The organism is Streptomyces sp. 11-1-2 (assembly GCF_003595545.1).
Taxonomy (GTDB): domain Bacteria; phylum Actinomycetota; class Actinomycetes; order Streptomycetales; family Streptomycetaceae; genus Streptomyces; species Streptomyces hygroscopicus_B.
On record NZ_CP022545.1, the window covers coordinates 994131 to 1008783 of the forward strand.

The window sequence follows — 14653 nt, forward strand, 5'->3', positions numbered from 1 at the left end:
GGGTCAGCTCCCCCCGGCTGCCCTGAGGCTCCGGACGACGTACTCGACGAGTTGCCCCACGGCGAGGTCGATGATCTCGTCGAGCTCCAGGCCCGCCACGAACTCGGCGAAGTTGACCTGTCTGCCGTACCGGGCCTCCAGGCTGCCGGCCAGCGTCACCAGGTCGATGCTCTCCAGCTCCAGATCCTGGGTGAAGCGGGTCCGCATGGTGACCTCGATCTCGTCGAGGCCGTATTCGTCGAGCATGGTCCGGAGCATCCCAGATATCTCCGCGAGCACGGCCGGTGCGTCGACGGGGGGTGCCGAGGCGGTCTGATTGACGGTGGTCACTGATCGCTCTCCTCGTCCTGTTCCTGGTGGTCCGGGCCGGTCGTCCAGGCCACGGCGTAGTCCCTGTCCGGCAGTCCGGGCGGGTTGGCGATGGTGATGCAGTGGACCTGGTAGCGGCGACGGCGCTGCCCGGGGGCGGTGGCCGCCACCTCGACGATGAGCCGGGCCGCCGGTGCCGCGTCGCGGTCATCGGCTCCCGGCCGTACCGCGGCGATGGTGAGGTCACGTGGCCGGGCGCGCGGGCCGGGGCCCTCCGCCATGGCGACCGCCTCCTTCGCGGCCCGGAAGGTGGTGGCCCAGCGGGCGCGCGATCCACCGCCCCCGGCCGTCGCGGCCGCGAGGAGTTCCCGCTCGGTCCGGCCGAAGGCGGCCGCGAGGGCGTGGTCGTCGCGGTCGGCAACCTCTTCGATGGCGATACCGGGGCCCGGGGTCCCGTGTGCGCGCGGCACCACCAGGGCGACCCCGGCCTCGGCCCGGTGTGCCAGCGAGAGGGCCAGCTCGGGCAGGGTCCGGCCGTGGACGCCGATGGCGCACGGGCGCCCGTGGGCGTCGTCGCGTATGCCGATCTCGGCGGGGAAGACCGGGCCTTCGCCGTGGTCCCAGAGCCATCGCCGTACGGCGTCCTTGGCCGCGATCCTGCCCAGCAACCACTGTCGGCGGCCGCGTGGCGGCTGGTGTTCGTAGGCGGTGCGCTCGTCGCTGCTCAGGTGGTTACGCATGATCAGATCGCGGGAGGCGAGATCGGGCCAGCGCTCATGGAGCAGTACCCAGCCGCCCGGCTGGGGCCGGGACAGCGTGTTGCGCTGCGGAAAGCGCTCCACGGGGTGGTTGTCGAACCGGCGGTCCTGCCAGCCGGACAGCTCCGCCCACACCTCACCGCCGATCAGCAGTTGGGCGTCGGCCTCCAGCGCGGTATCGGTCAGCGAGGTGATCCTGATCAGGCACTCCACCGGCGTGCCGGGGCTCGGATGCGGGCCGAAGAAGCGCATCAGACGCATGCCGACCGGGAAGACCACGGTCCGTTCGGTGCGGGTCGCCATGATCCAGTAGCCGAGGAGCTGTCCGACGTTGTCCAGGAGCGCGCCGGGCGCGGGGGGCGTGGTGATCGTGCCGCGGATGTGCGACTCGCCGATCGCGGTGAGCGCGGTGAGCCCCTGGAAGGCCGGGCCATGAAACATCCAGCGCTCGGCGTAGACGAGATGTGCGGTGTGGTCGGGCCTGCGCTCGGTGGCGGGGTCGGCGGGCCAGGGGGTGGGTCGGGCCGCGGGATGGTGGGGAGCGACTTCCACGGTGGCGCGGGCGCTGCGGCCGAAGGTGACGGTGTACTGGGCCGCCGAGGCGGGGGTCGCGGTGACGGGGACGGTGCTGGGGGGTGCCGCCGTCACCCACTGGTCGAAGCGGGCGCCGTGGACGGCGACGGCCACGGCGCCTCCGGCCGTCTGCTCCGCCGCTGTGTGCTCCGCCGCGTCCATGAGGTGCTGGACGATCGTGGTGGCCGGGACCACGGGCCAGCGGTCCGACTCATCCGGCCAGCCGGGGCGTTGGGGGAAGAAGCAGTGGTCATGGAGGTAGGGCATGGTCTCGGTGGAGACCCGCAGATCGTGGGTGCGCGGGATCGGTGGGCGGCCTGCCGCGATGACCGCTGTCGCGGTGGTGGCGGTCTCGTCGAGCAGGGCGAGTAGTTCGGCTTCCCACAATGGTGGTGGGCAATCGTTCCGCGGGGCGGAACGGGTGGGCGCCACCCGACCCGCACCAGGCGACGGCGACCAAGCACCACGGCGCGGCCCCGCTCCCCAGGGCACCGCTCGCGATAGCTCATCGCGCAATTCGCTCAGCCTCGGTTCGCTGAACGAGACCAGTGAACCGTTCAGGTCCAGCCGCACCGGAGGAAGCACTGGTTTCGCTCGCGAGGCTTCAGCCTCGCTTCGCAGTGCCGGATCCACCTCCGCCCCCTCCGTCCACAGGGCCGTGGCCACGCGGCGGAGCTGGGAGACGCCGTCGCGGTGGGGGGAGTTGGCGGCCACCACCAGGTGGTCGCGGCCGTGCAGCGTATCGCCGATGAGCGACCCCAGCTGGCCCGTGCCGACCTGGATGAACGCGCGGAAGCCCGCCTCGTACAGGGCCTCGGTCAGCAGCCGGAAGCGCACCGGCTCCAGCAAGTGGCGGATGAACAGCTCGCGCACCTCCGCCTCGGTCGCCGGATACGGTGCGGCGGTCGTTCCGGACCAGACGGGGATCCTGGGCGGCAGGAGCAGCTCGAAGCGTTCCGTCACGGCTCGGATGGGGTCGAGGTAGGGCGCCAGCATCGGGGTGTGGAAACCGGACTGGAAGGGCAGGAGCTGCGCGATCACGCCCTCGGCGCGCAGGGCCCGGACGAACTCCTCGACATCGTCGCGCGGTCCGCACACCATCGACTGGCCGGGCGCGTTGTCGTGCGAGAGCACGATCCGGCCGTCCGCCCGCGCCTCCAGCTCCGCGAGCACCCGTGGCGCACCGGCGCCGAGGACGGCGAAGGCCAGGCCGGGCACTCGCAGCGCGTCGGGGTCGAAGGAATCGAGGAAGGAGTCGACCTCCTCACCCGCGTAGAGGCCACCCACGGCCAGCGCGGTCCACTCCCCCACGCTGTGCCCGGCGACCGCGTCCGGTACGACCCCCATCCGCCGCAGCGCCGCGTCCAGCAGCCGGCCGACGCCGAAGACACCGACACCATGACGGCCGATGTCGCCCACGCGGGCCGCCTCACCGACGTGGTCCCCGGCGGGGCGGGAAAGCCCGAAGTACTCGGCGACGCCGTCCACCCGAGGGACGAACTCGGCTTCGAGGCCGGGGAAGACGAAGGCGAGCTTTCCCGTGGCCGCCTTTCTCGTACCCGCGTATTCCGTGGCCGCCGGGCCCGCGCCGAGCAGCGGCGCGGGGGTGAACCAGATGTCGTTGCGGCCACGCCAGGGACGCCCCTTGGCCACCATGCGCCGGGCGAGAGCGAGCCGTTTGGCGGTGGGGTCGACGATGCCGAGCCGGGTACGGGCGTCCCGCCCCGTCACCGTCGTCCGTACGGTCGCGTCGTCCACCGCCAGCACCTCGGCCAGCCGCTCCGGGGTGTCCGCGGCCAGGGCCAGCACCCGCTCCGGTTCGATGACGACGGTCGTGGCGCGCTGCGCCACCGACACCGGCGGCTGCTCCAGCACCACATGGGCGTTGATCCCACCGAATCCGAAGGCGTTGACGGCGGCGCGCCGTACGGGTGCCTCCCAGGGCTCGGCCGCGCCGAGCACCGAGAAGCGGGTGGCCGCCAGCGCCGGATGGGGGTCGTCGCAGTGCAGCGTGGGCAACAGTCGGCCGTGGTGGACCGCGAGGGCGGCCTTCACCAGACCGGCGACACCGGCGGCGGGCATGGTGTGGCCGATCATCGACTTCACCGAGCCGATGACGGCCGTCTCACCCTGCGCGCCACCGGGGCCGAACACCTCGGCCAGCGTGGCCAGTTCAGCCGTGTCCCCGGCGGGCGTCGCGGTGCCGTGCGCCTCCAGCAGCCCGATGGCGCCCGGCTCGCGCGGATCGAGGCCCGCGGCCCGCCACGCCTGTCGTACGGCCCGGGTCTGACCGCCCGGGTCCGTGTTGACCAGACCGGTGGCGCGGCCGTCGGAGGCCACACCGGTGCCGCGGATCACCGCGTAGACGCGGTCGCCCTCGCGGAGTGCGTCGTCGAGCCGCTTGAGGACGACCACACCTGTGCCCTCGCCGATCAGCAGGCCGTCGGCCGCGCGGTGGAAGGGCCGGATCCGCTGGGTCGGTGACAGCGCGCGCAGTTGCGAGAACACGCTCCACAAGGTGATGTCGTGGCAGTGGTGCACTCCGCCCGCGAGCATCACATCGCACCGGCCCGAGGCCAGCTCGCCCACCGCTTGGTCGACGGCGACGAGCGAGGAGGCGCAGGCGGCGTCCACGGTGTAGGCGGGGCCGCGCAGATCGAGCCGGTTGGCGATGCGCGAGGCGGCGAGGTTGGGCACCAGGCCGATGGCCGCCTCGGGCCGGTCCGGGCCGAGCCGCTCGGTGAACGCGGCTCGTACGAGGTCGAGTTGGCCGGGGTCGAGGTCGGGCAGCAGCTCGCCGAGGGTCCGTACGAGCTGGTGAGCCGTGCGCACCCGCTGGTCGAGCCGGACCAGCCCGGGGGTGAGATAGCCGCCCCGGCCCAGCACCACGCCCACCCGCTGCCGGTCGGGGAGCCGGTCCGCACCGCCCGCGTCGGCGATGGCCGCCGCCGCGACGCCCAGGGCGATCAGCTGGTCGGGTTCGGTGCCGGCCACCGAGTTCGGCATGATCCCGAACCGGGCGGCCTCGATCCGGGCGAACTCGTCCACGAACCCGCCCCGACGGCAGTACACCCGGTCGGGCGCCGCGGGCGTGTCGCCATCGCCGTCCGGGGCGTAGAAACCGGCATCCCACCGCCCGTCCGGGACGTCGCTGATGGCGTCCACGCCGCCGACCAGGTTGCGCCAGTAGGTGTCCAGGTCCGGGGAGCCGGGCAGCAGCACGGACATGCCGACGATGGCCACCGGCGGCTGCCGGTGCGCCTGCTCGTCCGTCACGCTCACCAGTCCGAGGCGGTGTAGACGACGGATCCGATGGACTCCTCGCCCCAGGCCAGCTCGCGCAGCAGCGCCAGCGTGCCCTCCTCGGGGTCGATGAGCGAGATGCCGCGCCGGGCGTACTCGCGGCCCAGCTCCGGTGTGACCATCCCGCCATGGGCGCCAGTCGGTGCCCATGGGCCCCAGTGCACGGTCAGCGCCCGGCGGCCGGTGCGGTCCCGCCAGCGCGCGCCGAGGGTCTCCAGCGTGTCGTTGGCCGCCGCGTAGTCCACCTGGCCGCGGTTGCCGAGGGCGGCGGCGATGCTGCCGAACAACACGGCGAACGCCGGGGGTTCGGGCAGCTCCGCCAGCGCGTCCAGCAGCGTCCGGGCCCCCTCCACCTTGGTCCCGTACACCCGCTGGAAGGACTCGGCGGACTTCTCCGCGATCAGCCGGTCCTCGATCACACCGGCCCCGTAGACGACACCGTCCAGCCGTCCGTGGTCGGCGTGGATCTGCTTCACCGCTTGGAGCACCGCTTCGGCGTCGCGGAAGTCCACCGAGCGATAGCGGACCCGGCCGCCCAGGGCGGTCAGCTCCTCGATGGTCGCGGCAACCTCCCGCCGCGCCAGGATCCGTGCGGCCTCCCGCTGGATCTCGGCGGGCCCCAGCCCGCCCCGGGCCGCGAGCGCCGCGCGCAGGGCCGTCTCGTCGCGGGCCCCGGCGGTGGCCGGGTCCTCGGGGCCGACGGGCTCCGGCGTACGGCCGAGCAGCTCGATCCGGCAGCGGGCGGCGGACGCGAGAGTGGCGGCGCACCGCGCGGTAATGCCCCGCGCCCCGCCGACCAGGACCACCACCGCGTCCCGGTCCAGGCCGAGCGCGGCGGCCTCCGCCGCGCCGGCCCCGGCGGGCCCGGCGCCCGAACCGGCGAGCGCGCCCAGCGGGGCCTCCACGAGGTCCAGCCGGTGGCGCCGCCCTTCCGCGGTGCGCAGCACGACGGGCGTACGGGCCGGGGCGAGCAACTCGTCGAGCAGGCCGTCGGCCACGGCGTCGGCGAACCCGGGCGTTTCGGCGGAATCGGGCGCTTGGGGGGATCCGGGCGCGGCGGCGGAACCGGGGGCTTCGGCGGATCCGGCTGCGGCGGCGGAACCGGGGGCTTCGGTGGACCCAGCCACGTCCGCCGCACCGGCCACGTCGGCGGACCCAGGCGCGTCGGCGGAACCGGCCGCGTCGGTGGACCCGGCCACGTGTGCGGGCCCGGCCGCGTCGGCGGGGAACTCCACCAGCCTGGTGACCAGGTCCGGGTACTCCCTGGCCACCGTGCGGAAGACCCCGCGCAACCCGGCCGTGCGCGCGGCGAGCGGGTCGGCTCGGCGGAGCGCCAGCAGCCAGTGCGGGGCGCGCCGCAGGGCCGACTGGAGGGCCGTGAACGCCTCCGGCAGCACCGGCGCGCCGGAAGTAGCCAGCGGGTCGAGCAGCAGCACACCGTCCACCCGGCCGTCGCCCTCGGTGAGCGGATGCCCGGCGGCGAGGCGGACGGCCTCGGCACCGCGCTCGACGAGACGGGCGGCCACCGCCTCGGCCACCCCGTCACCCTCCCCGCCGAGCAGGGCGAAACGCCGGCCGGTCAGATCGGGCGGTGCGGTGGCACCGTCGTCGGGTGCGCCGAGGGGCACGGGCACCAGCCGCAGCCGCTTGGGCGCCACACCGGCCACGACCACGGGCTCGGGCTCGGGCTCGACCACGGCAACGGGCTCGGCCGCCACATCCTCGGCCACCGGCTCCGGTTCGTCGGGCGGTGTGGCGGAGGCCGCGGGGGCGGGGGCAAGGCGGGCGCTGAGCCAGTCGGTGACGGCGGCGGTGGTACGGGCCTTGGCCAGCTCCTCCAGCTCCTCATCGCCCAGAGCGGCGGTGTCCGCGCCCGCGACACCGAGGCGCCGCGCCAACTCGCCCGCGATCTCGGCGCGTTTGATGGAATCGATGCTGAGATCGGCTTCGAGATCGAGGTCGGGTTCGATCATGTCGACCGGATAGCCGGTGCGTTCGCTGATGATCTCGGAGACCGCGCGCAGCACATCGGGCCCGGTGGCGGGCGCGGGCGGGGCAGAGGCGGGAGACACGGCGGCCACCGGCCCGGCGGCACCTGAGGTGGCGGCCACCGCAGCAGTGGCCACCGGCACGGCGGCCACCGGGCCGAGCTCGGCGGGTAGGGACGCGGCCGTGGCGACCGGAGCTGGTGGCGACGCGTGCCGTTCGCCCGGCGCCCCTCCGAAGTAGGTGAGGAGCACATCGCGCTGGGCGGCGATCATCTCCCGGCTGGTCCTCAGGAACTCCGAGATCAGGGCGTCCCTGCCCTCGTACTCGCCGCCACCCGTCCGATCGGTCTGGCTCACGGTCGCCTCCATGACACGTCGGGCCGGTGCCAGCGCACCGGGAAGGAGCTCACGGTCCGCGGTGCGGACCAGGTGTCCGTCGACCGTCCAGCCGGGCCGTTTCGGTGGTGGGGCGGATCCCGCCGCCACTGCGTCACGGCCGTGGAACAGCCAGGCCGTACGCACCGGAACACCGGCGACGGCCAGCCGGGCGAGGGTGTCGAGAAACCCCCGCGGTCCGGCGGAGCCGCTACGCCGTCCCTCGCAGGCGAGGGCGAGGTGCGGACGGCCGTCGAGGATCTCCCCCACCAGCCGGGTGAGCACCGTCCCCGGACCGGCCTCCACGAAGATCCGCGCGCCCGCCTCGTACATGGCCTCGATCTGCGCCACGAAGCGGACGGGCGCGCCGATCTGGGCGGCGAGTTCGGCGCGGATGGCGTCCGGCTCCGCGCCGTGCGGGGCGGCGGTGCGGTTCGCCCAGACGGGGAACTCGGCCGCCCGCACCGGATGGCCGGCCAGCGCCTCGGCGAACCGCGCACCCGCCCCGGCCACCAGCGGGCTGTGGAAGGCGCAGGCCACCGGGATCCGTTTGACCGAGTGCCCGGCCGCCCGCAGCAGCCGCACCGCCTCCTGGACGTCCCGCTCGGGCCCGGAGATCACGGTCTGCCGTGGCGCGTTGTGGTTGGCGGTCACCACACGCTCGGCGAGCCCGGCCGTCCGCAGCACCGGCTCGACCTCGCCGGGGGCCGCGGTCACGGCCGCCATGGTGCCGGGCTCCTCCCCGGCGGCCTCGGCCGCGCCGAGGATGGCTGCCGCCCGCTCGGCGCTCAACTGCGGCAGCGTACGGGGGTCGAGGGCGCCCGCGGCGCACAGTGCGACCAGCTCGCCGTAGCTGTGTCCGGCCGCCATGTCGGGCCGGACCCCGGCGGAGGTCAGCAGGGTGTACGCGGCGAGCCCGACCATACCCAGTGCCGGCTGGGCCACCCGGGTGTCGGTGATGGCGGTGCGCTGTGCCGCCTGCCCGGCCTCGTCGAAGGCGGCCGGGGGATACAGCGCGTCGGCGTAGGCGCGTCCGTGGCGCAACTGACGCTGGAGTTCGGGGAAGGTGACGAAGGCGTCGGCGAACATCCCGGGCCGCTGGCTGCCCTGCCCGGGGAAGAGGAAGGCGACCTTGCCGCGCCGCGGCTCACCCCCAGCCTCTTCGGCCGCGTCCGGGGCGATGTGCGGCCCGTCCGTTCCGCGTGGCCCCGGGCCCGGCGGATCGCCCGCGAGCACCTGACGTAATCGTGCGGCCAGGTCGTCCAGGTCCGAGGCCACCACGGCCACCCGGACCGGCTCCTGCCCGGCGTCGGCCCGCCGGGAGGCGGTCAGCGCGACGTCGCGCAGCCGCCATGGCCGTCCTGCCGTGTCATTGGCCATGAGCTGGTCGAGTGTCTCCTGGACCACCCGCAGCGCCGCCGCCCGGTCGGCCCCGCGGAAGAGGAACAGCTCGGCGGGCCAGGCGTCCAGCCCCTGTGCGGGCGGCGCTCCCCGGCCGTGTGCCGCCAGCACCACATGGAAGTTGGTCCCGCCGAAGCCGAACGCGCTGACCCCGGCGACCCGTTCGGCGGGCGCGGCGGCCCATGGCCGGGCCCGGGTATGGAAGGCGAAGGGGCTGCGGTCCGCGTCCCATGCCTCGTTGGGCCTGGTCAGATGCAGTGTCGGCGGTGTGACGCCGGTGTACAGCGACATCGCGGCCTTCACCAGTCCGGCGAGCCCCGCGGCGCATTTGGTGTGCCCGATCTGGGACTTCACCGAGCCCAGCGCACACCCGCCCGGTGCGGCCCCGGCGTCGGTGAACACCTCGCCCAGGACGGTGAGTTCGGTGCGGTCGCCGACGACCGTGCCGGTGCCGTGCGCCTCGAGCAGGCCGACGTCGGCGGGCGAGAGGTGGGCATTGGCGTACGCGCGCTCCAGCGCGGCCCGCTGTCCCTCGGGGCGCGGGGCGGTCAGCCCGAGCGAGCGGCCGTCGCTGGAGGAGCCGACGCCCTTGATGACGCCGTAGACGCGGTCGCCGTCCCGTTCGGCGTCGGCCAGCCGTTTGAGGACGACGCAGGCGACGCCCTCGCCGAGCGCGATTCCGTCGGCCGAGCTGTCGAAGGTGCGGGAGCGGCCCGTCGGGGAGAGGGCGTGCACCGAGGAGAAGAGCACATAGTCGTTGATGCCGTTGTGCAGATCGGCGCCGCCGCACAGTACGAGGTCGCTGGTGCCGGCGGTCAGCTCCTTGCAGGCCACGTCCACGGCGGCCAGCGATGACGCGCATGCGGCGTCCACGGTGTAGTTGGCGCCACCGAGGTCGAGCCGGTTGGCGATCCGCCCGGAGATGACGTTGGCGAGCATGCCGGGGAAGGAGTCCTCGGTGAGCCGCGGGAGCTGGTCCGCCAGGTCCCGCGGCACCTCGCGGACGTAGCGTGGCAGGACGGCGCGCAGCGTCTGGGCGTTGGACAGATCGCTGCCCGCCTCGGCGCCGAAGACCACGGAGGTGCGGGAGCGGTCGAAGGTCCGGCCGCCGTCGCCGGGTGCGCCGTATCCGGCGTCGTCCAGGGCCCGGCGGGCGGCCTCCAGGGCCAGCAGCTGGACGGGTTCGATGCTGCCGAGCGAGGCCGGGGGGATGCCGTAGCGCAGCGGGTCGAAGGGGACGGGTGGCAGAAAGCCACCCCATTTGGAGGCGGAGGCACCGTCCTTGTCGCCCGTGTAGTGGACGGCCGGGTCCCAGCGCTCGGCGGGCACTTCGGTGACGGCGTCCACACCGCCCACCACATTGGCCCAGAACGAGGCGAGGTCGGGCGCCTGCGGAAACATGCACGCCATGCCGACCACGGCCACGTCCAGCGGCGCGGGCGCCTCGGCCGCCGCTGGGGCCGAGGCCACGCCCAGGCGCTCGCACACCTCCTCGGCGCGTGCGGTGAGGAAGTTGGCGGCGCCGGGGCCCACCGCATGGTGCAGGGCGCCGATCGTGGTGGTGGCCGAGCGCAGCACGGCGACCTGTCCGGCCATGAACATCCCGCCGCTGAGCTGGTGTTCCTCGTCCACCGAAGCCAACGCGCCGTCGGGCCCGCGGTCCATGCCCTTGCTGGCGATCCTCAGCCGTCCCACATTCAGCCGCTCCAGCCGCTCCCAGACGTCCCGGTCCGGCAGGCCCTCGTTCCGCAGCCGTTCCTTGACGGTGTCGAAGCTCTCGGTGAAGGGGCTGGGCACGCAGCGTGTGGCATGGCCGGGGGCGGTCTCCAGCAGCACGGTGCGCTCGGCGGCCACCACGTGGCGCTGGAAGAGCGGCTGTACGGCGCCGTGCGCCACCGCCTCCTCGGTGAAGAGATAGGCGGTGCCCATCAGCGAGCCGATGGCGACACCGCGCCGGGTGAGCGGGGCGGTGAGCGCGGCCACCATCGCGGCGGAGCGTTCGTCGTGCACTCCCCCGGCGAAGAGGATCTCGATACCCGCGCCCTCGCTGCCGTCGGTCCCGTCGGTGCCGTGGGTGTTCGCCGTATGACGCGGGTCGTGCGCGGTGTCGTCGAGGAAGTCCTCGACGACGGCGATCTGGGCCTCCCATAACGGGAAGCTGTTGCGCGGCCCCACGTGGCCGCCGCATTCGGAGCCCTCGAAGACGAACCGCCGGGCCCCGGCCTGAAGGAACTGGCGCAGCAGCCCCGGCGAGGGCACATGCAGATAGGTGGCGATGCCGTCCCGCTCCAGCGCCTTGGCCTGGGACGGCCGTCCGCCCGCGATGATGGCGTGGCTGGGGCGGATCTCCCGTACGGCCTCGAGCTGGGCGTTCCTGATCTCCTCGGGTGCGAAGCCGAGGACCCCGACGCCCCAGGGGCGTCCGTCCAGCGCGGCCGCGGCCTCCTCCAGCATGGTGCGCGCCTGCTCACGTCCGGCCAGGGCGAGCGCGATGAACGGCAGCGCTCCCCCGGCGGCGACGGCGGAGGCGAACGCGCCCTGGTCGCTGACCCTGGTCATCGGACCCTGTGCGATGGGCAGCCGGGTGCCGAGGCGGGTGCTCAGCGGGGCGCCGGGGCACAGCGCCGAGACGGCGGAGCCGTTCCGTCCGGCCTCGTGCGCGGACTCCCGGATGGCGTCGGTGATGCCCCGGACGGTGCGGCCCACATCTCGCCATCGTTCGGCGAACTGGGCTGCCAGGAAGCCGTCCTGACCCACCGTCAGATTTGGCTCGATGTGCTGGGTGGCGCGCCCCCGGCGCCGCAGGACGCGGTGCCCGTCGAGGACGGTGGTCTCGGAGCCGTCCATGGAGCGGATGGCGACGGCCCGGTCCTCCGGGAGCCCCGATTCGGCGAGCAGGGCCAGCTGAGTGTCGAGCACGACCCCGGCCGCGCCGCCGAGTACCGACGCCGCGGCGGTGTGTGGGCCGATGCCGCCGCAGGCCCACACCGGTAACGACACCCGGGGGTCGGCGAGGAGCCGCTGCAGCAGGACGAAGGTGCCCAACGCCCCGATCCGCCCGCCACTCTCACTGCCCCGGGCGATCAGCCCGTGCGCTCCGGCACGGACGGCTTCGAGCGCCTCGTCCAGGTCGGTGACCTCGGCCAGCACTCGGCAGCGGCCGGATACGGCCTCCACCGGCCAGGGCGAGTCCACCCCGAGCACCACCGTATGGGGACCGGGCGCGCCACCCTCCGGGCTGCCGGTGGCCGGGGCGTCCGGCAGGTCCGCGGGGGTGAGGCGGCAGCCCGCCGCGGCCCGCACGCCGTACCGCCCGTCGGCCACCCACTCGCCGACGTCCTCCCACGCCTGGAGGGCCTCGCGGCCCGTTGTGCCCAGGTCGAGAACGCCGAGACCGCCCGCGCGGCTGACCGCTGCGGCGAGTCTGGCGTCCGGTTCCCCGAAGGGAGTGATGCCGATGACAAGATCGCCGGCGTCCACGGCGGATGACATGTTTTCTCCGAAAATCGCTAGCGCAGCAGGAAAGGGAGATAATTCGGGCACGCATGTCGAACGTATGGCACGGGAATCTCGCGAAACGGCGCGGGGCTGAAATTAGCCACTTCATTACTGAAGAGTCAACAAGCAGTCGCAAGCCCGCGCCACGACGGGCTGATTCTCGCCAGACGCGAAGACATCGGCGGTGTTGCCACCTCCTCCCCCTCTGTTAAATGTTCATATATCTCAGGTGAAAGAGATCGCTGCCGAAGGTATGCCGGGGCGCATGAGTGAACCTTGATTGCGCCTTAACCTGCGCGGACTCCAGATCCTGATTTCGCTGTCGCGAATTTCGTGTACGGGCAGGAGAGGCGGGGCGGCCCGGGCGGGCGGCCACGCCTCTCGGGTGGCTCGGGCGGGCGGCCACGTGGGCCGCCCTCCCGGGGGCGTCTCAGTCGGTCACCTCCGTCGCGGACGACGCCTCGAGCAGATCCCGCACCTCATCGGCAGCGGTCTCCCGCAGCTCCTCGCCGACCAGCAGCCACCGGGTGATGCCGATCGATTCCAGGAACGGCAGATCGTGGCTGGAGACCACGAGCGCGCCCTCGTAGGAGTCCAACGCGCTCGTCAACTGCCGCACACTGGCCATGTCGAGGTTGTTGGTCGGCTCGTCGAGCAGCAGCAGCTGCGGGGCCGGTGCGGCGAGCATGGTGGCCGCGAGGGCGGCCCGGAAACGTTCGCCACCCGAGAGGGTGCCCGCCGGCTGGTCCGCCCGCGCCCCCTTGAACAGGAAGCGCGCGAGCTGGGAGCGGATCTGGTTGTCGGTGATCCCGGGCGCCCGGCGTGCCACGTTCGCCGCCACGCTCAGCTCGTCGTCCAGCACATCCAGCCGCTGGGGGAGGAACCGCAGCGGCACGAACGCCCTGGCCTCCCCGGACAGCGGGGCGAGCTGGCCGGTGAGGGTACGCAGCAGTGTGGTCTTGCCCGCCCCGTTGCGTCCCACCAGTGCGATGCGTTCGGGCCCCTGCACATGGAGGGTGGCCTCGCGCAGGGCGCCGTACCGGGGGCTCAGTTCGCTCAGGCTGAGCACGGTGCGGCCCGCGGGCACGGCGGTGTGCGGCAGGCTCACCCGGATCTCGGCGTCGTCGCGTACCGCCCCGGCGGCCTCCTCACGCCGCTCGCGCGCCTCGTGGAGGCGGTCTTCCTGCAGGTCGCGGAGCTTGCCGGCCGACTCCTGCGCGGACCGCTTGCGGGCACCGGCGACGATTCTCGGGGCCCGCCGCTCGATGTCCATCTTCTTGCTGTTCCGCTGCCGGCGTGCCAGTTTGATGTGGGTCTCCTCCAGTTCGCGCTTTTGCCGACGCACATCCGCCTCGGCGACCCGCAGCATCCGCGCGGCCGCCTCCTGCTGAGTGGCCAGCGCCTCCCGGTAGGCGGACCAGCCGCCGCCGTACCAGGTCACCGACCCGGACCGCAGTTCGGCGATGCGGTCCACCCGCTCCAGCAGCTCACGGTCGTGGCTGACCACGACCAGCACACCGGAGCGCCAGGAGTCGACGGCGTCGTAGAGCCGCCGCCGCGCGAACAGGTCGAGGTTGTTGGTGGGTTCGTCGAGCAGCAGGACGTCGGGGCGCTCCAGGAGCAGGGCGGCCAGGCGCAGCAGTACGGTCTCCCCGCCGGAGAGGTGGCCGATGGTGCGGTCCAGTTCGACATCGCCGAGCCCGAGTGAGCCCAGTGTCGCCAGGGCCCGCTCCTCGACGTCCCAGTCGTCGCCGATCGTCTCGAAGTGGGCCTCGTCGACGTCTCCCGCCTCGATGGCGCTCAGGGCGGCGCGCCGCTCGGCGATGCCCAGGGCCTGGTCGACGCGGAGAGTGGTGTCGAGGGTGATGTTCTGCGGAAGGTAGGCGAGGCTGCCGCCGACGGTCACCGACCCCTGCGCAGGGCGCAGCCGGCCGCCGATCAGCCGCAACAGGGTGGACTTGCCACTGCCGTTGGTGCCGACGAGGCCGGTGCGGCCCCGTCCGATGCCGAGCGAGAGCCCGTCGAAGACGCTCGTGCCGTCCGGCCACTGGAAGGACACGGCCGAGCAGGTCACGGAGACGCTGGGGGTGGGGGTTGCTGCCATGGTGTTCTCGCATTCGCAAGCGCTGTGAAAAGGGGCTACGTATGCGAGCACCACGCGGCGACCAAGCCGGGAAAACGGGTGCGGCCCTCCGAAGGGTGAGGGACGGCTGATGCACCGAGGTCGCATTCACGCGGGTCACGGGCGGCGAGAAGGCCGACTACGACGTGACGGGCTACGGCTTGTGCCGTACCGCGCGATGATCGCGAACCTCAGATACGCAACGTCCACCTCTATCGGAGACAACAGGACCCGGGAAGTGTAGCGCAGCCGAGGTGCGTGATGTCGTGTGCGCGGCCGGGCGGGGCCGCCGTGCCACCTTCCTGCCAACCTTTCCCGCGCCCCCC

At 73.5% G+C, this 14653-nt stretch carries 4 protein-coding genes; all 4 read right to left on the reverse strand.

The genetic code is table 11. The features are described from left to right. Positions 1 to 3 precede the first annotated feature (3 nt). The 4 genes from CGL27_RS04445 to CGL27_RS04460 all read right to left on the reverse strand — a co-directional run bounded on the left by CGL27_RS04445 (position 4) and on the right by CGL27_RS04460 (position 14309). Positions 4 to 330 carry a phosphopantetheine-binding protein gene (locus CGL27_RS04445; RefSeq protein WP_119984691.1) on the reverse strand — a complete coding sequence of 109 codons (327 nt, stop codon included), beginning with the start codon at positions 328 to 330 and terminating at the stop codon, positions 4 to 6. Then, a complete protein-coding gene (locus CGL27_RS04450) occupies positions 327 to 4922 on the reverse strand; it encodes a type I polyketide synthase (RefSeq protein WP_119984693.1) in 4596 nt (1531 codons plus the stop codon). The genes CGL27_RS04445 and CGL27_RS04450 overlap by 4 nt, the downstream gene beginning before the upstream one ends. Beyond that, the gene (locus CGL27_RS04455; protein WP_119984695.1) at positions 4919 to 12199 is read right to left on the reverse strand and encodes a type I polyketide synthase; all 7281 of its coding nucleotides are present in this window, start codon (positions 12197 to 12199) and stop codon (positions 4919 to 4921) included. Before CGL27_RS04455 ends, CGL27_RS04450 begins: the two co-directional genes overlap by 4 nt. A 436-nt stretch (positions 12200 to 12635) precedes the next feature. Then, complete coding sequence (locus CGL27_RS04460) at positions 12636 to 14309, reverse strand: ABC-F family ATP-binding cassette domain-containing protein (RefSeq protein WP_119984697.1); 1674 nt, start codon at positions 14307 to 14309, stop codon at positions 12636 to 12638. Between the last annotated feature and the right edge of the window lie 344 nt (positions 14310 to 14653).